Here is a 22749-nt window from a genome sequence, read left to right on the forward strand (position 1 = left end):
ATGGTGTTATAATCAAATGACTTTGAAATACTAATTTAAATTTTTACATTGTACATACTAAACAATGGTAACATAACTGCTAAAACTATAGACCCAACAACCATTCCCGCCAATATTGTTATTAAAGGTTCTATAAGCTTCATGACCTTTTCTATATTTACCTGAAGATCCTCTTCAAATTCTTCATTACTAGTAAGAAGAACCTCCTCAAGACTCCCATTTTCCTCTCCCATAGAAATCATGATTAAAAAATATTTCGGAAAAATATCTAGCTTTTTTATCCCATCGTAAAGCCCAAGACCTTCTTCTAATGTCCTTATACATGTATATAACTTTTTATTAATGTAATCCACATCCTCACAACTTTTCAGTGCAACTAATGCAGACTTTATATCTACTCCACTACCAATCATCATAGAAAGAGATAATGTAAATCTGCAGTAAAACTTTTTCAACTGAAATTTTCTTATTAATGGGACCTTATATATGAATTCCTCTATAACATTATTTTTCTTTAAGTATCTGCAAGCTAAACAACTCACTACAATAATTGTTATAACCAGGGGTATTATAAATACCCCTAATTTATTCATTCCATTTGATATAGCCATATAAAATCTAGTTATTTTTGGCAAATCAGTATAGTCCATATTCATGTTTTTAAAGAAATTAGGTAGTATTTTTGCAATGATAACCATGGACATTATAATTGCAACTATTATTACAAACATAGGATAAATCATCATATTTATTAGTTTTTTCGTTCTATTATATTCCTTAATATAGTACTTTTCCATAAGCTGAAAAACCTGTTGTAGATTTCCACTTTCCTCACCTATAGAAATCATAGTTATAAATAACTTTGGAAACCCTCTTTGGTCATTACTTAATGATTCTTTTAATGTACTTCCTTTTTTTATATAACTAATAGCCTTATCTATGGAACTTGCTAAAACCTTATTATCACTTTGAGTAGCGACTAATTCTAAAGATGTTATTAATGAAATTCCTGCTTTTAAATTATTCTTCATAATCTTACAAAATACACCTAAATACTTTTGAGAAATTCTTTTTTGAAAAGTTATAATATTTTCATTAATTTCCTTATATTTGATACAAAATATATCTTGACTTTTAAGTTGGGATATTAACAACCATTGATTATCTGCCCTTATTCTTCCTTTTACTTTCTTACCCTCACTATTTATCCCCATGTATCTATATTCCATAATCAACTCCTAAAGCTTTTTCAATATTATAAACCTGTAAATTGCTATAATACTCTTCAATAGATGTATATCCTTTTAAAATCAAAGTCTTAAAATAATCATCTATTGTAGTCATTCCATTTTTAACAGCAATATCTCTTATAATGTCACTATCCCCACTTAATATATTATTTTTAAGTTCCTTACCTATAGTCATAATTTCATATGCAATAATACGCCCTTTATACCCAGTACCATTACATTTTACGCACCCCATACCCTTATGTGCATTTACACAATTTTCAATGCACAATAATTTTTTTTCATAATTAGATAGTTTGTAAGTCTTTTTACAACACTCACATATAACTCTTGTCAATCTTTGAGCTATTACAAGAACTAGGGAATCCTTGATTAAATCAGAATCAATCCCCATATTAGTTAATCTATTAATTGTAGTGGCTGCATCATTTGTATGTAATGTTGTCAGCACTAAATGCCCAGTTAAGGAAGCCCTTATAGCAATTTCTGCAGTATCTTTATCTATTATCTCCCCCACCATTATTACATCTGGATCTTGCCTCAATACACTCTTTAAAATACTTCCATACGTAATATTTCCTTGACCACCTATTGACACTTGGTTTATTCCTTCTACCTCACATTCCACTGGCTTTTCTACTGTAATTATATTTATCCCTTCATTGTTTAGTTCCTTTATCATAGAATAGAGTGTAGTTGTTTTTCCACTGCCTGTTGGGCCAGTAATTATAATTAACCCCTGCTTAAATTTAAGTATGTTTTTTAAAACTAAATAATCCTCTTTATCAAATCCAATCATATCCATATTTACCAAACTTACATTTCTTCTAAATATTCTTATTACAAATTTTTCACCATTGATAGTAGGCAATGTAGAGATCCTAAAATCGTAGGCCTCACCTTCAATATTCATAGAAATTTCTCCATCCTGTGGCACATACTTACAAGCTATATCCATTTCACTCATAACTTTTATTCTAGTATTAATTCTTTCATAAATACTTTTAGGAATACTACTAAAAACCTTTAACCTACCATCTATTCTATATCGTACCAACACCTTATCCTTCAAAGGTTCTATGTGTATATCACTAGCTCCCTTTATAACTCCTCCCTTTAAAACTGAATCCACTAGTGAGATTATTGGTCCACTGACCTGTTCCTCACCCTTTACTTCTACTTCCATATTGCTACTATTTTTAAATTCATCTACCATGGACATTCTATAAGCGTCTTCATAATACTTATTTATATAATTTACAAACTGATTTTTTTCACATATACAAGTCTTTAGGTTCTTTTTAAGAAGAAATCTAAGTTCGGTTATATCATTCTTAGTTAGTTCCCCAACTGAAGCCAAATAAAATTCATTTTCATTTACATCATAAGGAAATATATTGTAATTTTCACATAACACCTTAGAAATTCCATTAACAGCATGAATATTTATATTTAACAAGTCTAAATCTACTATTTCACCCATCCTATTTTATCCTCTCACTTCATATTTATATTTTCTATATCCTATCAATTAGTTAAAATAATTCAAAATTTAATTTTATCATTTATCTTGCCATGTAAACAATTTAATAAATTTTCATCAATACATATACCCTAAGACTCTTTACAATTATTACCACACACCCATGATATAATTCAAAAAATAAAAACCTTTTTTAGTTATGTTATTACTACATATCTAAAAAAGGTTATATCCAGGATTTATTGAGTTTAATACTTATCTTTTAGTATTAAATATTAACATCGTTAAAGCTAATATTTATTTCTCCTCTAAATACATTAACGGCATCTCCCGTCATCATAACTCCATCCTCAGTAATTTCAATCTTTAATATTCCACCAGGAACTATAACTTTCACTTGCTTATCAACTAACTTTAATTTGTTGCACAAAACCACTGATGCACAGCTACCAGTTCCACATGCAAGGGTTGGCCCCGCACCTCTCTCCCATGTATCCACCTTTATTTCGCCCTTATCGATCAATCTGCAAAAATTAACATTTGTTCCTTTAGGAAATAAGTTATGCTTCTCTATAGCTGCTCCCTCTTCAACCTGAAAATCCCCTTCATTAACTATAATTACAGTATGAGGAACTCCAAGTAGTAATGTACTTACACTATACTTCTTTCCATCTGCCATAATTTCTTTTTCTATTATAGGCGTATCACTTAAAGCTGGAATTTCTTTTGGTTCAAAGGTTCCACTTCCCATATTAATCTTAACACCGTCTATAACTCCATCCTTCATAATTAAATTACATATTTTTATTCCATCACCGGTTTCTACTGTAAAAATAGCCTTATCTACCAGCTTATTTTCATACACATATTTCCCAAAACATCTAATTCCATTACCACACATTCCAGCATAGGAACCATCGCTATTAATTATCACCATTTGAATATCAGCAATTTCACTTTTTCTTGCGACTAATATTCCATCTCCACCTATTCCAAAATTTCTATCACAAATCTTTATAGCTAATTTACTTAAATCCTTACACATTTCATTTATATCTTGAAAAACTACAAAACTATTTCCAGCACCCTGCATTTTTGTAAACTTTAACTTCACTGTAACACCCTCTCCAGTAGTTTATTTTAAGACTATATTTCTATATAATGTCAAAACCCACCTTCAGCATTGTATAATATTACATTTTTACGGAATTGCATTTATCAATTTTGCTCCACTTGAAAGCTTAAGTATTATATAATATTAAGTAATTATCAACATTAGTTTAGAACATGCCTATTTTAGAAATAATTTTTTAAAATCACCGCTCTTATAGATTCGTATTTTATGGTATCGGGAAGTTCAGCTTTCACCTTGCTAATCTTATCATATCCAACCTTCTCACAGACCTCCATGATAGCTACCTCTTCTTCTTCATTATATAAACTTTCCAGGTTAATTGTGAATTGTGGCCTGCCATACTCTATTATATAATCTGTAACATATCCAAGAACCGTTGATATTGATACTTCTATCTCTTCTGCGACTTCACTAAGATCTCTATCGTCACTAAGCATATCTAAAGCAACTTCATTATTCTTTCTTTCATCTCCATCAAGAACTAATCTCTTCCTTTTTTTCTCATTCCATGGTAGGTTAATTCCATGTTCACTTACATAGTCATTCACTAGTTCAATTATACCTTCTCCATACTTCTCTATCTTCTTAGGTCCCATACCTGCAATATCCTTAAGATTCTCTATATTCTTAGGATATCTTCCACTTATCTCTTTTAAAGTATTTTTAGCAATAATTGTTTGAGGTAATGCTCTTTCTTTTTTAGCAAATGATTTTCTTAGCTCAATTAACTGGTTCAATAATACTTCATCTGTATTTACAAAGAAATCCGTGGAATCCTCATTATTAACTATCTGCGAATTACTACTACCTATTTCTTCCTTATTCATATCTTCACTTGCTGAATTTATGCTATTATTATCTATCTCTTCTTCATCATTATCAACACAGGCCTCTTTTAGTCCGACCTTTTCATCTGTTGCTATATTATTTTCTTCTAGATACTCTAATATAGCTACTTCGAAAGCTTCTCCATATTTACTATACTTCACTTCTCCCACACCAGATATCTGCAAAAACTCTTCTTTATTTTTAGGATATTTAACACTCATTTCTCTTAATGTGCCATCTCCAAAGATAATATAAGGTGGAATTCCAGCTTCCTTTGCCATGTTATATCTTAATTCCTTCAATCTATCAAATAGCTTGTTAATAGCAGATACTTTAACCTCTACCTTGAATTCCTTAAACTCAACCTTTTCTGTTCCCCTTAGTACCAACATTGATTTATTATTTAAAGCAAGAACAGGATACGTTCCCTCTACTTGACTTATGTATCCATGTGAAATTAAAGTATTAATAAAGCTTTTCAATTTATCCGATGAATAATCCTTCATTATCCCATAGGTTGATAACTCTTGAAAGTCAAATTGAGTAACCTTCTTATTTTTAGAACCACGAAGTACATCTATAAGCATTGTAGTTCCAAAATTTCTCTTCATTTTGTATATGCATGATAACACCTTTTGTGCATCCACTGTTTTATCAACTATTTCGCCTTGATTTAGACAATTACTACAATTTCCACAGTCGTCTTCATGTTTTTCTCCAAAGTAATTTAGTATATATTTTCTATAACATCCATTACTATAGACAAAGTCCGCCATCTGTTGAAGGGCTTTATATTGATTATTTTTCCTATCTGGATTTTCTATTCCAACTTCAATTAAATACTTTTGAATATGTATATCTCCTGGAGTGAAAAGTAACATACACTGACTCTTTTCACCGTCTCTTCCGGCTCTTCCTATTTCTTGATAATATCCTTCAATATTTTTAGGCATATTATAGTGAACTACATACCTTATATTTGATTTATCAATCCCCATACCAAAAGCATTTGTAGCCACCATGACCTTGATTCTATCGTAAATGAATTCCTCTTGATTCATCTTTCTTTCCTCATCGGGTAAACCTGCATGGTATCTTGCAATACTGTATCCCTTTGAAGCTAACTCCTTATAAATATTATCTACTTCTTTTCTTGTAGCTGCGTAAATTATTCCTGACTGTTCCTTATTACTCTCCATATAGTTAAGTAGATACTTCTTTTTATTTTCTGACTTAATTATGCTAATTGAAAGGTTCTCTCTATCAAATCCACTTATGAATATTTTGGGATTTTCTAACCTTAAAAGCTTTACTATATCTTGTCTAACTTCCATAGATGCAGTTGCTGTAAATGCCGTAACAACTGGTCTTATCATCAATCTTTCTATAAATCCAGCTATTCTTTTGTAACTTGCTCTAAAATCATGCCCCCACTGTGATACGCAGTGAGCTTCATCTATTGCTATCTGACTTATGTTGATTCTAGAAATCACATTGTAAAATTCCATGCTATCAAGTCGCTCAGGTGCTATATAAAGAATTTTATACTCCCCCTGTTTAATACCTTCTAAAACCCCATTAAACTCTAAGGTACTCTGAGAACTGTTTATATAAGCACAAGCTATACCCATCTCCTTCATTGCATCAACTTGGTCCTTCATCAATGAAATTAATGGTGAAATTACTATTGTTAACCCCTCTAAAATCAAAGCAGGTACTTGATAACAAATAGACTTACCACTTCCTGTGGCCATTATTGTAAGTGTATCCTTACCTTCTAGAATTGTTTCTATAACCTCTTCTTGCCCCTGTCTAAAACTCTTATATCCATAATACTTTTCTAAAACTTTATTCATTCTTTCCTTCAATACTTCACGTCCTTAGTTTCAATTTTCTATTTATATCTATTTTATCTACTTTAACTCAGTCACCTTCAAAAAAGAATTATACCATCTATCTAGTTACTAGTTCAATAACTCCAGTCTTTCAAATACTTCTACGTTATTTTGAAAAAGTTTCTATCATTCTTTTATAAACATTGTGTGCCATAACCATTGACTCCTCATTAAAATCAAAATATGGATTGTGATGAGGTGCTGCTATATTGGATGAAAATATAAAATACATTGACTTCCCTCCATGACCTTCAACCTCTTCCATCATATAAGTTATATCCTCTGAGGCTCCAAAGGAGAAATCTTCAGCAATATCTACCCTAAGATTATTAATCTCATTTATTACACATCTTGTAAATTCATCATCTTTACTATTATATGCCCTAGCTGCTCCCACAGTTTTAATTTCATATTCTACTCCAAAGGATAATGACGTTCCCTTAACTACATTTTCTACCATGGACATCATTCTATTATTTATATCATTTGTATTTCCTCTAGTTTCTAACTGCAATATAGCTTTATCCGCAATAATATTTCTTCCTGCTCCTCCATGTAGTGTTCCTACATTTAATCTAGCAATACCACTGCCATACTGAACCTGACAGTGAAGATTTAAAATGCAACTAGCTGCTGCAAGTAAAGCATTCCTACCTTCTTCGGGACAAATTCCAGCATGAGCAGATTTCCCCATGAAGGTTACTTCAAGCTTATTTGTAGCTAGCATATCCTTAACTCGAAGTCCTATGGCATTGTTTTTGTCTATAAATCCAATATGGCCAGAAAACAAATAATCTACACCTTTTAATACGCCTGCATCCACCATGGATTTAGCTCCTCTAACCTCTTCTTCTGCAGGTTGAAATATAAGTTTTATAGTCCCCTTTAGCTCTTCCTTAATATCTACTATGGTTTCAGCTAGCATAAGTCCAACCGCTATATGAGCATCATGTCCACAGCTATGTGAAATATTTAAGTTTTCAGATCTAAACCCCTTCTCATAAGGAACATGACCTTCCTTCCCTTCATCTACAGGTAATCCATCAATATCGAATCTAAATGCCACTGTAGGACCAGGTATCCCCGTATGCAGCGATGCTACCACCCCTGTATATCCATTTAAAATATCTTCCTTATTTATTTCACTACACACATTTATATTTTCACATTGTTCTCTATGAAATCTAATCTCTTCTTTACTTGGTCTTCCCATGGGATTACAATGAATATTTTTTCCATACTCCAAATTATACCCAAGTTTTTTTAAATATTCCATGATTTTAAATGTGGTCTCAAATTCCAACCATCCAATTTCAGCACATCTATGAAATTCACGCCTTAAGCTAGTAAGCTTCTCATACAGATTTTCTTCAATTTCCATATTTTTTTGCCCCTCCAGGAATTTCTCTGTTTTTTATATTATATCATCTTAAACCTCTTAAAATAAATAATAAGTCAAAATAGCCGAGGAGACTGACTTATTTATTTTTTAAGATACCTTATTCATATATGAATATGTTAATGTTTTATTTCTAATTTAATAGTGATATACTTTTAAATATATACATAAGCTATATAATTATAATTCAAAATCAATATACCTATATTAGCAATGATTTCAAATTATAAAATATTAAAGCTTTATTTCACAACGAAAGGATGATTTATATGGCATTAGATGGACTATATCTTCGTTCCCTTGCAAAGGAACTTAAAGATACACTACTAGAGTGTAGAATAGATAAAATAACTCAACCAGAAAAAGATGAAGTTATATTAAACTTTAAGATAAATAGAAAAGCTGTAAGATTACTTCTAAGTGCAAACGCTTCATATCCTAGAGTACATTTTACAGATTACTCTAAAGAAAACCCCATGAAAGCGCCTGTATTTTGTATGGTAATGAGAAAATACTTAAATACTGCAGTACTTAAAGAGGTTACACAACTTAATAACGATAGAGTTTTACTCCTGGATTTTGAAAGTAGTGATGAACTCGGATTTAACAGCATCTATACTTTAATAATTGAAATCATGGGACGTCATAGTAATATTACATTGGTAAGAAAACGTGATGGAATTGTAATGGATTGTATAAAGCACATTACCCCTGATATAAACAGTTATAGAGTACTTTATCCTGGAATTGAGTATGTATATCCACCAGCAAGTAATAAGGTTGATATTCTAAATACTACCTTTGAAGCTTTTAAAGAAAAAGTTGATTCTATCTATTTGGATGAAAACTTAGATGAAAAATTTTTCACTAAGATTTTAGATGGATTAAGCAATCCAATTTCAAAGGAAATACTATTCAAATTAAAGGAAGTTAATATTGACTTTAACAAAAACAATTTAAAAGAAATTTACGACTTCTTGATAGAATTCTTTGCTCCTATTAAAAATCATAATTACACTTTATACAGTTACTCCATTGATGATGAATTAAAGGACTTTCACTGTGTTAAATTAAATCATCTACTAGATCAAGGTGGTACCTACGAGGAATATACTTCACCTAGTACACTTCTCGAAGAATTTTACTTTGCCCGTGATAAGGTAAATAGGCTCCAGAGTAAAAGTCATGACATGCATAAACTTGTAAATAACAATCTTGATAGAATTCAAAAGAAACTTCAAATATTAAAGAAAACTTTGATTGAATGTGAAGAAAAACCAAAGTATAACCTTTATGGAGAGCTTATCACTGCTAATATATACAACATTAAAAAGGGTGATAGTGAAGTTACAGCCTTAAACTACTATAGCGAAGAAGAAGAGTATCTAAAAATTCCTATAGATAAAAATAAGACTCCTTCCGAAAACGCTCAAAAGTACTTTAAGAAATATAACAAATTAAAAAAGGCTGAAGAAAATGCTTATATTCAAATCGAATTAGCTGAAGAAGAAGAAACCTATATTCAATCGGTGCTTTCTAACATAGAAAATGCAGATAACTATAAAGATTTAGAAGACATTAAAAATGAACTAGTTGAAACTGGATATATTGCCTTCAAAAAATCCATGAAAAATAAAAAGATTAAACCATCTAAACCACTTCACTTTATTTCTAGTGATGGTATAGATATCTATATAGGTAAAAACAACCTAGAAAACGATTATTTAACCTTGAAGTTTGCTCATAACAATGACATTTGGCTTCATATAAAAAACATTCCAGGTTCCCATGTAATTATTAAAAATATGGGAGATGTTCCTGATACAACCTTACTTGAGGCAGCAACTCTAGCAGCCTTCTATAGTAAAGGTAAAAACTCTACTAAGGTTCCTATAGACTATACGGAAGTTAGAAATGTTAAGAAGATGGCTAAAGGTAAACCTGGTATGGTAACTTATTCTACTAATAAAACAATTTATGTAGATCCTGTAAAATTAGACTTAAAACAGGCTTAAAATATCATACTATTTCAAATATTGGTTATGACATCATATGCAAATAAATCCGTGAGAAAGAAATTCTTCCTCACGGATTTATTGTACTGTATAACTTTTTAAAAATGTCATAATAAATAGATTGTTGAAATTGGAATTAAGTGTTATGCCATATCAACGTTTGCTTTATTAGTAATTTTTTTATTTTTTGGGATTATACTGATAGTAATAGCACTGTATTCTACCATTGTATAGCTTTCTGTTCTTATCAGCTTTCTTACCAAAGGTATTTTGGAAATGCTCAAAGGAACTTAAGACATAACATGACCAGTCATCTAATGAAAAGTACATATTACCGAAACTTTTATAAAGTGCCCTAATGTCATCTTCATCTAACAAACGTTCTCCATAAGGAGGATTTGTTATAATCATACCACATTTTTTTCTATTTCTTACGTCCTTCATATCAAGGGTTTGGAAGTTTACATAATCAGCTACTCCTGCTTTTTTTGCATTGTCCATAGCTGTTCTAATTACTCTTCCATCAATATCTGATCCTTGAATTACAAATTCCTTTGTATTAATTGTTCTTCTAGCACCATCACGAACTTGCTCCCACATTTCTTTATCAAAATTAGGCCAAGTTTCACTTACAAAGTGTCTATTGATTCCTGGTGCCATATTTTTACCGATAAGTGCAGCTTCTATAGGAATTGTTCCTGAACCACAAAATGGATCTAGTAAAAGCTCATCTCCAGTAAATTTTGCTATTAAAACTAATGCTGCTGCTAAAGTTTCCTTTAAAGGTGCAGCTCCTGCATATTCTCTATAACCTCTTTTATGAAGCCCAACTCCAGAGGTATCTATAGCGAGGGTTACCTTATCCTTTAGAATTCCCACTTCTATCTTATATACTGGGCCTTCTTCACTAAACCAGTTAGTGTCATATTTTTCTTTCATCTTCTCTACTACAGCTTTTTTAACTATAGATTGGCAATCAGGAACACTATGTAATGTAGATTTAATTGATTTTCCAGTTATGTGCATCTTTCCATCTACAGGAATAATATTTCCCCAGTCAACTTTCTTTGTACCTTGAAATAATTCTTCAAAGGATTTTGCTTCGAACTCAGCAGCTTGTATAAACACTCTTTCTGCAGTTCTTAAATGAATATTACATATTGCAATATCCATCTCATCTCCTTCAAATACTATCTTTCCATTTTCTACTATTAAATCTTCATATCCTAAGTTTTTCAGTTCCTTAGCTGTAATAGCCTCGATTCCGAAGGTTGTAGTTACAATTATATTATACATAAATTTTATTTCTCCTAATTATTATCATATAAACTTACTAAGTCTTTTTCATCTGTTTCCATTAACTCCACAGATATATCTTCTTTTCTAGATGTAGGTATATTTTTACCTACATAATCAGCTCTTATTGGTAGTTCTCTATGTCCTCTATCTATAAGTACTGCAAGTTGAATCATTTCTGGCCTTCCAAGGTCTATTATGGCATCTATAGCAGCTCTAACGCTTCTACCTGTAAATAGAACATCATCTACAAGTATTATCTTTTTACCAGTTACACTAACATTTGAGCTTAATTCTATGCTGTTATGTGATTTTAAACTTTCTGGCTTTTCCATATCATCTCTATATTTAGTTATATCAATGCTTCCAACCTCTACACTAGTTCCTTCAAACATATCTATAAGTGCAGCGATTCTCTCAGCTAAAGGTACTCCTCTACTTTTAATTCCCATTAAAACTAAATTTTCCGTACCCTTATTTTTTTCTATAATTTCATGAGAAATTCTCGTTAAAGTTCTTTTAATTGCTTTTTCATCCATAAGTGTGGACTTAAGTTCCATAATAGCTCCTCCTTAATTCTCTTTTCTTAACTTATCTAATACCTCTTGAAAGTGTGGTGGAAGCTTAGATTCAAATTCCATATACTCTCCAGATGTTGGGTGTATAAGTCCTAAATTTTTCGCATGTAATGCTTGACCTCGAAGTTTGAATTTTTGCTTCTTATGTCCATAAACTTGATCTCCAACTAGAGGATGATGTAGATGTGCCATATGCACTCTAATTTGATGAGTTCTACCTGTTTCAAGTCTACATTCCACTAGTGTATTATTTTTAAATCTCTCTAAAACCTTAAAGTTAGTTATGGCTTCCTTGCCATTATTAACTACAGCCATCTTTATTCTCTCATTAGGATGCCTTCCAATTTGGGTAACTATAGTTCCCTCATCTTGTTTTATTATTCCCTCTACTACGGCATAATATGTTCTCTTCATAGAGTGATCCTTTAACTGAGCAGCTAAAGAATTATGGGCATTATCATTTTTTGCCACCACAAGAACCCCTGAAGTATCTTTATCTATTCTATGAACTATTCCTGGTCTTATAACTCCATTTATACCAGACAAGTCTTTACAATGATACAGAAGCCCATTTACCAAAGTACCTGTGTAGTTACCTGGTGCTGGATGTACAACCATGTCTTGAGGCTTGTTAATTACAATGATATCTTTATCCTCATATAAAATATTTAAATAAATATCCTCTGCTTCTACTTGAAGCTCTACAGGGTCATTTATCTCTACAACTACTTCATCCTTTAATTTCAACTTATAATTACTTTTTTTAACTTTGCCATTAACCCTAACTTGCTCTTTTTCAATAATTCCTTGTGCAAAAGATCTAGACATATTTTCTTGACTTTCACTTACAAATACATCTAACCTTTTATCCATATTATTTTCATCTATTATATACTTTTCAATTTCCATTAAATCTCATCCTTCAATATACATATTAATAAGAAAAATGTACCTACACAAACTAGCATATCTGCTACATTAAAAGTTGGGAAATAGTAAATATCCTTGTAATGAACCATAATGAAATCCACTACAAATTTATATGCTATTCTATCTATAAGATTTCCTATAGCTCCTGCAACTACCATAGCAATAGAAATGCTAACAAGCTTATACTTAGGTTTATATTTAATCAAATAGTAAATCATACCCGAAACTACAGCTATAGTAATAAGTATAAATAACCACTGCTTATTTTGAAGCATTCCAAAGGCTGCTCCTCGATTTTCTAAATAATCAAAGGTAAAGAAGTTCTTTATAACCGTTATACCATCTGTACCCTTTAGTGAGCTCAATGCCCACCACTTTGTAACTCTATCTACTATTAATCCTAAGACTACTATTATAATTGCTAAGTTCAAATTGGCTCCCCCCAACTAATACTATAATATACCTTTAAGTGTATTACATTTATTCATTATTTCTTTTAATCCTTCTACATTTATAGTTTGCCTTGCATCCGACACTGAATTATCCGGCGTTACATGACTCTCTATAATTAATCCATCCGCTCCAGCTCCAATAGCTGCAAAACTCATAGGTTTAACTAATTCACGTCTACCAGTTCCATGACTTGGGTCTACAATTATAGGAAGCCTATAATTTTCTTTTATCATTGCCACGGAATTTAAATCCAAGGTATTTCTAGTACTTGTTTCAAAAGTTCTTATACCTCTTTCACAAAGAACTACATTCATATTTCCCTCTTTTAAAATATATTCTGCCGCATAAACCCATTCTGATATAGTGGCACTTATACCCCGCTTTAAAAGTATAGGGATTTTAAGTTTCCCTAATTCCTTTAAAAATGTATAGTTATACATATTCCTTGACCCTACTTGTATCATATCCACATACTGAAGAGCCTCTTCTATATCTCTAATATCCATAACTTCCGAAACTACTGGCAATTCAAACTTATCACCTACAGCCTTAAGAATTTTAAGCCCTTCAAGTCCAAGTCCTTGAAAATCATAGGGAGATGTCCTTGGTTTATATGCCCCAGCCCTTATCATGTGAACCCCTTGATTTTTTAATGATTTACCTATAGCCATCATTTTATTATAATCTTCTACTGCGCATGGTCCTGAAATAAAAGTTAATTCATCCCCACCAATTACAACATCCTTAATTCGTACTTTGATGCTATCTCCGCTGTTTTTATCTGCAAGTATTTCCTTCATAAGGTACCACCTAAATTGATTGTAACATTGAGCGTAATATTTGATTCGAATTTTTTACAGATATATCAGTAAATTTCTCAAAATCCATATGTGCCCCATTGTCAGCATTATCAGAAATAGATCTTATTATAACAAAAGGTTTATTATTTAAATAAGCTACATGTGCTATACTCGCACCTTCCATTTCACAAGAAATTGCATTAAACTCGCTCTTTAACCATCTAATTTTTTCTATGTCAGCTATAAATTGATCCCCTGATACTATTCTTCCTGTAAATATATTTATATTAGTTATATTTTCACAAGCTTTTTTTGCACATGCAATAAGGTTCTCATCACATTTAAAATCAAAAACATCCATCCTTGGTATTTGTCCTGGTTTATCTCCAAAGCTTGTAGTATCCATATCATGTTGCACAAGGTCTGTAGCAATAACTACATCTCCTGGATAAATATTTTTACCAATACCACCCGCTATTCCAACATTTATAACTGCATCTACATGAAAATCATCTATAAGTATTTGAGTACAAACAGCCGCATTCACCTTACCTATACCACTCTTAACAATTACCACTTCTTTATTGTAAATACTTCCATCATTAAAAGTCATCATTGCCTTTGTAGTCTTATTCTTTATATTCATATCAGCTATTAAAGAACTTACCTCTTCTTCCATAGCTCCTATAATTCCTATTTTCATATTAACTCTCCTTTATTCCTTTAATTCTTAACATATGTATTAGTATTATTCTATATCTACACTTATTATCATATACATGTTATCTCATATGTCAATAGCTTTTGTATGGATAAAAAAATCCCACTCAAAGAGTGAGATAGTTTTATTAGAATAATTTATTTATATAATTTCTAATATTTCTAAACAGAAGAACTCCTATTTACCCACAAAAAAACTTTTTATATCCTCAAGTTCAGCTGTGTTATACTCAAAGACTTCTACTTCTTTTTCACAAGCAACCTTCAAATTTACATTTTTATTTGTATCTTCTATAACATTTGATATATTATAGTTTTTATCAAAATCCTTCTCTAATGCTTCAAACATTTCCATTTGAGTAATTATAAAATTCCTAAACTTACTTCTAAATTTAGCAAATTCCTGTTTTGTTCTATCAAACTCATCATTAATATTTAAAACATCAACATGGGCCTTATCAATAATTCTCTTAGCACTATCATTTGCATTTCTAACTATTAATTCTGCCTCAGATTGTGAACTTGCCTTTGCTTGTTCTGCAGCATTTTGTGCTAACAATAAAGTGCTTTGAATTGTGCTTTCCATCTTTGCATAATGGTCTAATTTATCTTGAAAAACATCCATTTTCTCTTTTAGGATAGCATTTTCCTTATATACCAGTTCATAGTCCTCTGAAATCTTTTCTAAGAACTCATCAACCTCATCCATGTTATATCCTCTCATAGTTCTCTTAAAGTCCTTGTTCATTATATCCATAGACGTCATCTTCATAACCTTCACCTCTTATTAAATATATTTTCCTATCAGTAGTTTAACTCGTCCTTTTCCAGTTTCTCCAGTAATCATATGTAATTTATACTTTCCAAAACCTCTTATAGTGATAGTATCATTTATTTCTATTAGCTTATCCTTTACATCACATTGAAGATAATTTAATAAAACAGCTCCACTTGTAATCAATATGGTTCCCTTTGCCCTAGATATATTACAAATGCTTGGTATTATATTGTCTAACCTAAGAGATGTAGCAATAATACTTTTATCTTCAAAGCTGACATCTGGGATAATATCGCTATCTGTATCAATTTGTTTAATTGTACAGGGACAATTTCCTATAGTAGTTAAATTTTCTATTATATATTGTGAAACCGATTCCGATATTGGAACAAAACATGAATCTTCCTTTACTACTAAATCACCAAACAAGCTCCTTTTTATCCCCAAAGACATAATAGCCCCTAAAAAATCCTTATGGGCAAGATCCTTAAATTTTGATTTATTAGTTATTTGAATCATATCAATGCCATAGCTTTTGGGAATTTCAGCTCCCATTGAAAAACATAACATTTTTCTTTCACTATTCGTAAACACTCCATTTCCATTTATTGAAACTCCAATTCTACTTTCTTGCTTTTTTAAATTTATATAGATATCCGGAGTAATAAATTCCTTTGTGTATATATGCCCATCTATGATTCTACATAGATTTATATCTTCATATAGACTTGATATATAATTCTTATCATGGTCTTTAAATACATCCAAAAAAGTTTTTTTATCCATAACTCATCTACCTTACGCTCTTTCAAAATTAAAAATTAATCAACTATAATCTTCAATTTTCATTTTATAATTCATAATTTTTAATTCCTAATTTATTTAAACGAGCTGAATATGCCTTTATTGGTAAGTTCATTCTTTAGTTCATTACTTACCTCAATATTAGATGGTGTTAGTATAAACACACCCTTCTCCACTGATTGAAGGCCTCCTTCTAATGCATAAATTGCACCAATTAGGAAATCTAGTATTCTTTGTCCTTCTTTAGGCTCTACTCCATTTAAATTCACTATTACAATTCTTCTTGATTTTAAATTATCTACAATAATTTGCCCCTCATCATAATTTGTAGGCTTACTAATTACAACTTTTGAAGAAGATGCTGTATGAATGTTCACTATTTTATTTTGCTTTTTATTAACGAAGGGTTCTATTTCAATCTCTTCATCTCTCTCATCATAATTTTGTGATTTTTCTTCAACTACATCATCCTCATACTCATCTTCATCCTCTAATCCCATCATTCTTCCTATACCTTTAAAAAATTCCATAATAATACCTTCCTCCCGTTATATTTCGTTATAATTTCTTTCTCCAAAAACTCCTGAACCTATACGAACCATATTCGATCCGTTTTCCATCGCTACTTTATAATCCCCACTCATCCCCATTGAAAGAATATCCATTGAGATATTCTTATAATTCTTAGCATTTAGATTATCATACACTTCTTTAGTTTTTACAAAGTAATATTTACAGCTTTCGTCATCACCTTTAGGAATTGTAGTCATAATCCCCTTTACCTTTACACTGCTACATTTTTCACAAGCCTCTATCAGCTCATCTAAATCTTCTAGCATTATACCAGTTTTTGACTCTTCTCTACCGATATTAATTTGTATTAATACCTCTGCTGTAATATTGCTCTTACTATACTGTTTCTCAATTTCCTCTAGAAGTCTCACACTATCTAATGAATGTATTAAATAAACTCGTCCAACTAAGTATTTAACCTTATTTCTTTGAAGATGTCCTATTAAATGCCATCGTATATCCTTAGGTAATTCTTCATATTTATCCATTAATTCTTGAACTTTATTTTCACCGAAATCTCTTCCACCCAAATTATAAACTTCTTTAATCTCATCTACTAATCTAGTTTTAGACACTGAAATTAATGTTACTTCTCCTGGTATTTCTGACTTTACTTTCAGGAAGTTTTCTCCAATAGACAAATTTATTCCTCCCGTCTCACGTGTAAATTCCACAAAATATAATTCACATTATTTTTATTCTCCATATAACTAAAAAAACCTTTAATTATATTAATTTTTTTTACTTTTCTTTTGGTTTTAAAAATTCAGAGTAAATATCGGCATTGTATTTAGATATCTCTTTATCATAAACCGACTCTTTCTCAACATAGCAACCTCTGGCCCTTAACGTCTTAATATGATTCTCTTGATTTTCTATATAATCTTCTATAACCTCTTTATTACCAATAGCTGTGATATAAAAAGGTGCAATTATTTTAATACCATCTAATTCTATAGTTGCTCCAGAGCAAAGTCCATACGATGATTGAGTGACTCTATACCCGTTAACTTCAATGGCCTCAGCTCCAGCATTTCTAAGATCGTTAATAACCTTAACTAAATCTTTATCATGAATAAGCATATTGTTAGTATATTTACCACCAAACCGAACCTCCGGTGCATCATTTAATGTTATTTTAACGCCATCCCCAATTACCACTGACGACCCAAGTATTAATCTATTTTTATCTAGCTCCTTGCGTATTTCACCAATAACCGCAGCACTAGGCTTATTAACATTTTCATATTTTTCTATTTTACTACTTATTTTATCATATTCTTCCTCTAAATTTCTTATTTCTGTTTGTATCTTAGTTCTTTCATCATAGGCCTTTTTATATTGTTCTACATCTAAAAATTTTGTTTGTCCAGTTAAATTTATATTCATAGATATTAAAACCCCAATGATTATCGTTGCTATAAACAAAAATATATTGGCCTCATTAACTCTCATACAAAATTTCTCCTCAATGATGTATTTTTATTCTTTCCATAAGCATTCTTCTCACAACTGCAAAGTTTGTAAATATCCTTTGCCCAAATATAATAATAGCTGCAATATATACAGGTATACCCAGTTTATCTCCTAAATACACCATACCTGCAGCTAAGAATGCATTTCCAAAAAATCCTGACACAAATATGTCCGACCTAAAATCTTTATTCAAGCTTGCCCTAATGGCACCAAATGTAGAATCTATACACGCAAATATTGCTACTGATATATATGGTGACAATCTAAGTGGGAAATTTAGGTTAAACGCAACTCCTAATATAACCCCAATTATAAGTCCTATTAATGCAATCATTTAATCACCCCTAGTTTAAATTAGTTCTATTTTTTTGTTGATTCTGTTATATATTTATATTCAGCTGGCTTAGTGTCTTTTTTAATGCTCACTAAATCCTTCATATCATAAGTAACATCACAACGGTTACGAAGAGATTCTGGTATGTTACCTCTAAAATCCATTGCTCCAAAAAGGACCGATTTACTTCCTATTGCCTTTATCGTTACACGTTCATTAGGAGAAATCCTTACATTATTAACACGTATGTCTTTACCCGATGCTCTTATACCACTATTGCCCACAAGCCTTATATCATTTACAGATACAGCCTCTGCCCCTGCAGCGTAAAGTTCATTTACTATTGCTAATAAATCGTAGTCACTAATAGGATATCCTTGTTCCTGAGTACCAAATAAATTAGTTTTAGGTGTAATATACATAATAATACCTTGACCTTGTACGTCCATAAGCCCAGCTCTTAATCTAGTTTGTTGAAGTTCTTCTAGTAGTACTGAACTTTCATCTGTTTTACCTGCTGCTGCATTCTCATATTCTTCAGACTTTACCATAAGTTCGTCTATTTTAGCTTCTAATTCTTCCTTTTGTTTTTTTAGTTGTTCATTTTCAATCAATATTTCAGGACTTAAGCTGCTATCTTTAGATACTGTATTTTGTTTATCTATAGTATTAAGTTGAGTTATCATAACAAATCCGAACATTAGAAATATAAATCCAACACTTAATTTTGCAATAAGTTTTTTCACTAATTTTACCTCCTTAACTTCTTTAAACCTTCACACCATTATATTTCACACCATTATATATAGTAAACTTAAACTATTCTTCTCTATATACAACTGGATTACCATCAAAACTTACATCAATATATCCCTTAAAATCCATCATTTCTGGTGCACTTAATATACTGAAGGCCTTTGCAATTTTATCATTCATATCTTTAGCTGTCCCTAACTTTATATACGCTTCATTTACATATATTTTCATATCAATAAAATCATTAATTTCTACCTTTTTAATATTATATTTAGTAAAAAATTCATTTTTTTCTAAAAACTCATAAATATTGCATAGTGCTGACAATTTTTCCGACTCTATATTTTGAATAGGTTCGCCTAGCTTCAGTGCAGCTTCTTCTATGCCTTCTAATCTAAGGAGATTTAATCCATCTATATTTTCTTTCTTTTCTAAAACAGTTCCACCGTCATCAATAATATAATAACCGCCGCCAATTTCAGTATAGTACACTACTTTCCGCTCTTCTACATTCACTGAAATTTTATTAGGATATTTTCTTTTCACCTTAGAACTTAATATATATGGATTTTCTAATAACTCCTTCTCTATCTTATTCGTTCTAATTTTAAATATATTTATATCATTCTCAATATTTATACTTGACTTAACACTTTCTTCTGACAAATTTACTATACCTGTAACTGTAATTTCAGACAAATTAAAGTTTGGCAAAGTAAATGCTAATGTTATAAGAATTGACATTAACACTATCAGTAACAAAATGCTCTTCTTAATCATTATTATTCTTTTCTTTTTTCTCAATATACTCTCTTTATTATCAATAATATAATTCCCATAACTCTGTTTAATATTTTTAGCCATAATCAAATCCTCAAACTTCCCTATACTTATAGATACAACAATATGATAACATTTTTACGTGACAAATTCATTACAATTATATTAATATTTCTAAAATATAATTTAATATTTCACAAATTTATCTACCACCAATCTTTATCCTCTAAACTATTTATAGAATAATTTTAATACATATGCTCAAATTAACTCTATCTACTTCAGCCCTTAAAACCACTAAAAAATTTATTTCAATTGTTAATTTAAATCAAATAATACGGCTAAAAAATACAAAAGTATCTTTTAGCCGTATTATTATGCAGATTTTTTATTGTTTTGCCTTGTGATATTCAGAAGTATACCCATAAATATCATATTTATTACTAACGAAGACCCTCCATAGCTTATAAATGGTAATGGCACCCCTGTTACTGGCATAGACCCTGTAACAACAGCAATATTAATCAATGCTTGAAATACTACAACTGATGTTATACCTGTGGCTAATAATGATCCATACATATCCTTAGCCTTAGACGCCGCAATAACACCTCTCCATAAAAATAATATGAACAAAATTATTATAAATGCAACCCCTATAAACCCTAATTCTTCTCCTATAACTGATAATATAAAATCATTATGAGGTTCTGGTATATAAAAACACTTTTGTCTCGATTGTCCTATACCTACTCCTATAAGCCCACCTGATCCTAATGCTAATAGTGACTGTACAAGTTGATATCCAGCACCTTGAGAGTCATTCCATGGATTAGTGAAGTTAAGTAGCCTAGTCATCCTATAAGGCTCAATCAAAATAAATGTGGCTCCTAAAGCACCAACGCCTCCCGCTAAAACTCCCATATGTGAAAGCTTAGTTCCCGCTACAAATAACATAATTACAGTAACTAACATTGTAACCGTAGCTATACTAAGATTTTTCTCTAATAGTATCATTCCAGCTATAAATCCCGCAAATAGAAGATTAGGTACTACACCTTTCCAAAACTTCTTTATATTTTGAGTATTATTAGATATGTTTTTTGCTACAAACAATACCACTACATATTTTGCAATTTCTGAAGGTTGAAAGGATGCTCCTCCTAACCTAATCCAACGTTGCGCTCCTTTTACAGGTTCGAATAGAAACACCATACATAGAGCAACAAATGTTAACACCATCAAAATCTTTGTAAATTTTTTATACTTATGATAATCAATATTCAAGGTCATTATCATTCCAACAAAACCAATAGCTGCCCATTGAAGTTGTTTCCATAAAAAGTATTCAGCATCATCATATTTAAATGCCGAAAAGTAAGAACTTGCACTATAAACCATTACAACTCCGATTGTAACCAACATAACAATCACAGCAAATAGCATAAAGTCTATATCTCCCAATTTCATTTTGGGTTTTTTCATCTTAATTCCTCCTACTGTATTTTAGTAAGTAATAGCTAGGAATCCTATTAGACATAGCAGAACTGTAATAATAGAAAACACTGCTACTATTTTACTTTCATGCCACCCCTTTAACTCGAAATGATGATGAATTGGTGCCATTTTAAATACGCGCTTCCCAGTTAACTTAAATGATGTAACTTGAATAATTACAGATAAAGTTTCAATTACATATATTCCACCAACTATAATTACTATTAACTCAAGCTTTAATATCATAGCTATGGCTCCAATAGCGCCACCAAGTGCTAGCGCGCCTGCATCTCCCATAAATATCTGTGCCGGGTATGAATTATATTTCAAAAATCCAAGTATAGATCCTGCTAAAATAGCACAAAACATAGCTAATGTATAGTATTCCATTCCAAAACTCACAAGAGCAAAAAATGTCATTACTAAAAGGGTTACCGAACTACAAAGTCCATCTAATCCATCCGTAAGATTAACAGCATTCGTTACTGCTGCAAAATACACTACTATAAATGGTATAAAGAATATTCCTAAATTTAAAGTTTTTGCTCCTACAAAAGGGATCATTATATCAGTTCCGATTCTACTTGATGCATAATATCCAAATACTACAGATACTACAATTAAAAGTATCATCTTTTGATAACTTTTCAAACCTTCATTTTTCTTTTTAATTATTTTTAGTGCATCATCTAAAAACCCAATCGCTCCAAAAGCTAAAAGTGCATAAAGTGCAAGCATAGCTTCATCATGTGGATTTCTCACCATCACTATCATGGTAATGCATGTAGCTAAAATGAATATTATCCCACCCATAGTTGGGGTTCCTTGCTTTTTAAGATGGCTTTGTGGTCCATCATCTCTTATGTTTTGTCCAAACTTAAAACTACGCAGTGCTGGTATTATAAAAGGTGCAATTAAAAATGCTACTAAAAATGCCACTAAAACAGAATATATTAATTTACTCATATT

General features: G+C 31.0%; 22 protein-coding genes. 1 reads left to right on the forward strand and 21 read right to left on the reverse strand.

All coding sequences use genetic code 11. The annotated features are described in order from the left end of the window. Positions 1-35: 35 nt before the first annotated feature. The 5 genes from RSA29_RS16175 to RSA29_RS16195 form a co-directional block, all read right to left on the reverse strand. Complete coding sequence (locus tag RSA29_RS16175; RefSeq protein ID WP_346943838.1) at positions 36-1229, reverse strand: type II secretion system F family protein; 1194 nt, start codon at positions 1227-1229, stop codon at positions 36-38. After that, positions 1219-2733, reverse strand: a complete 1515-nt coding sequence (locus RSA29_RS16180; protein ID WP_346943837.1) for a GspE/PulE family protein — start codon at positions 2731-2733, stop codon at positions 1219-1221. Before RSA29_RS16180 ends, RSA29_RS16175 begins: the two co-directional genes overlap by 11 nt. A 268-nt stretch (positions 2734-3001) precedes the next feature. Beyond that, on the reverse strand, positions 3002-3826 hold the full coding sequence (gene dapF, locus RSA29_RS16185; protein WP_346943865.1) for a diaminopimelate epimerase: 825 nt from the start codon (positions 3824-3826) through the stop codon (positions 3002-3004). A 203-nt stretch (positions 3827-4029) separates the two neighbouring features. Further along, complete coding sequence (recQ, locus tag RSA29_RS16190) at positions 4030-6552, reverse strand: DNA helicase RecQ (RefSeq protein WP_346943836.1); 2523 nt, start codon at positions 6550-6552, stop codon at positions 4030-4032. A gap of 145 nt (positions 6553-6697) precedes the next feature. Further along, positions 6698-7972, reverse strand: a complete 1275-nt coding sequence (locus tag RSA29_RS16195; protein ID WP_346943835.1) for an amidohydrolase — start codon at positions 7970-7972, stop codon at positions 6698-6700. Positions 7973-8259: 287 nt separating this feature from the next. Between RSA29_RS16195 and RSA29_RS16200 the strand changes: the two genes are divergently transcribed. Next, complete coding sequence (locus tag RSA29_RS16200) at positions 8260-10005, forward strand: NFACT RNA binding domain-containing protein (protein ID WP_346943834.1); 1746 nt, start codon at positions 8260-8262, stop codon at positions 10003-10005. 180 nt (positions 10006-10185) lie between these two features. Here the strand turns inward: RSA29_RS16200 and RSA29_RS16205 are convergent, their stop codons facing one another. The 16 genes from RSA29_RS16205 to mraY all read right to left on the reverse strand — a co-directional run bounded on the left by RSA29_RS16205 (position 10186) and on the right by mraY (position 22746). Continuing rightward, on the reverse strand, positions 10186-11301 hold the full coding sequence (locus RSA29_RS16205) for a class I SAM-dependent RNA methyltransferase (RefSeq protein WP_346943833.1): 1116 nt from the start codon (positions 11299-11301) through the stop codon (positions 10186-10188). 14 nt (positions 11302-11315) lie between these two features. Beyond that, positions 11316-11861, reverse strand: coding sequence for a bifunctional pyr operon transcriptional regulator/uracil phosphoribosyltransferase PyrR (gene pyrR / locus RSA29_RS16210; RefSeq protein ID WP_346933249.1), 546 nt, complete (start codon positions 11859-11861; stop codon positions 11316-11318). Between the two features lie 12 nt (positions 11862-11873). Continuing rightward, positions 11874-12788 carry an RluA family pseudouridine synthase gene (locus RSA29_RS16215; RefSeq protein WP_346943832.1) on the reverse strand — a complete coding sequence of 305 codons (915 nt, stop codon included), beginning with the start codon at positions 12786-12788 and terminating at the stop codon, positions 11874-11876. After that, positions 12788-13240 (reverse strand): signal peptidase II, encoded by a 453-nt coding sequence (lspA, locus tag RSA29_RS16220; RefSeq protein WP_346943831.1) that lies wholly within the window; start codon positions 13238-13240, stop codon positions 12788-12790. Before lspA ends, RSA29_RS16215 begins: the two co-directional genes overlap by 1 nt. A 21-nt stretch (positions 13241-13261) precedes the next feature. Then, positions 13262-14062, reverse strand: coding sequence for a 3-deoxy-7-phosphoheptulonate synthase (gene aroF / locus RSA29_RS16225; protein WP_346943830.1), 801 nt, complete (start codon positions 14060-14062; stop codon positions 13262-13264). Positions 14063-14072: 10 nt separating this feature from the next. Continuing rightward, the gene (locus RSA29_RS16230; RefSeq protein ID WP_346943829.1) at positions 14073-14765 is read right to left on the reverse strand and encodes a 5'-methylthioadenosine/adenosylhomocysteine nucleosidase; all 693 of its coding nucleotides are present in this window, start codon (positions 14763-14765) and stop codon (positions 14073-14075) included. A 195-nt stretch (positions 14766-14960) separates the two neighbouring features. After that, positions 14961-15554 (reverse strand): DivIVA domain-containing protein, encoded by a 594-nt coding sequence (locus tag RSA29_RS16235; protein ID WP_346933244.1) that lies wholly within the window; start codon positions 15552-15554, stop codon positions 14961-14963. Positions 15555-15569: 15 nt separating this feature from the next. Beyond that, a complete protein-coding gene (locus RSA29_RS16240) occupies positions 15570-16346 on the reverse strand; it encodes a YlmH/Sll1252 family protein (protein WP_346943828.1) in 777 nt (258 codons plus the stop codon). 92 nt (positions 16347-16438) lie between these two features. Further along, on the reverse strand, positions 16439-16894 hold the full coding sequence (sepF, locus tag RSA29_RS16245; RefSeq protein ID WP_346933242.1) for a cell division protein SepF: 456 nt from the start codon (positions 16892-16894) through the stop codon (positions 16439-16441). Positions 16895-16912: 18 nt separating this feature from the next. Then, positions 16913-17578: a YggS family pyridoxal phosphate-dependent enzyme gene (locus RSA29_RS16250; protein ID WP_346933241.1), complete on the reverse strand. Its 666-nt coding sequence runs from the start codon at positions 17576-17578 to the stop codon at positions 16913-16915. Between the two features lie 100 nt (positions 17579-17678). Beyond that, positions 17679-18392, reverse strand: coding sequence for a DUF881 domain-containing protein (locus RSA29_RS16255; protein ID WP_346943827.1), 714 nt, complete (start codon positions 18390-18392; stop codon positions 17679-17681). Positions 18393-18405: 13 nt separating this feature from the next. Continuing rightward, positions 18406-18747: a DUF1290 domain-containing protein gene (locus RSA29_RS16260; RefSeq protein ID WP_346933239.1), complete on the reverse strand. Its 342-nt coding sequence runs from the start codon at positions 18745-18747 to the stop codon at positions 18406-18408. Positions 18748-18773: 26 nt separating this feature from the next. Beyond that, positions 18774-19493 (reverse strand): DUF881 domain-containing protein, encoded by a 720-nt coding sequence (locus tag RSA29_RS16265; protein ID WP_346933238.1) that lies wholly within the window; start codon positions 19491-19493, stop codon positions 18774-18776. Positions 19494-19566: 73 nt separating this feature from the next. Then, complete coding sequence (locus RSA29_RS16270) at positions 19567-20367, reverse strand: FtsQ-type POTRA domain-containing protein (RefSeq protein ID WP_346943826.1); 801 nt, start codon at positions 20365-20367, stop codon at positions 19567-19569. A gap of 291 nt (positions 20368-20658) precedes the next feature. Beyond that, positions 20659-21768 carry a stage V sporulation protein E gene (spoVE, locus tag RSA29_RS16275; RefSeq protein ID WP_346933236.1) on the reverse strand — a complete coding sequence of 370 codons (1110 nt, stop codon included), beginning with the start codon at positions 21766-21768 and terminating at the stop codon, positions 20659-20661. A 21-nt stretch (positions 21769-21789) separates the two neighbouring features. After that, positions 21790-22746, reverse strand: coding sequence for a phospho-N-acetylmuramoyl-pentapeptide-transferase (gene mraY / locus RSA29_RS16280; protein ID WP_346933235.1), 957 nt, complete (start codon positions 22744-22746; stop codon positions 21790-21792). Between the last annotated feature and the right edge of the window lie 3 nt (positions 22747-22749).

This window comes from Clostridium sp., from assembly GCF_036660475.1.
Classification (GTDB): Bacteria; Bacillota; Clostridia; order Clostridiales; family Clostridiaceae; genus Clostridium_J.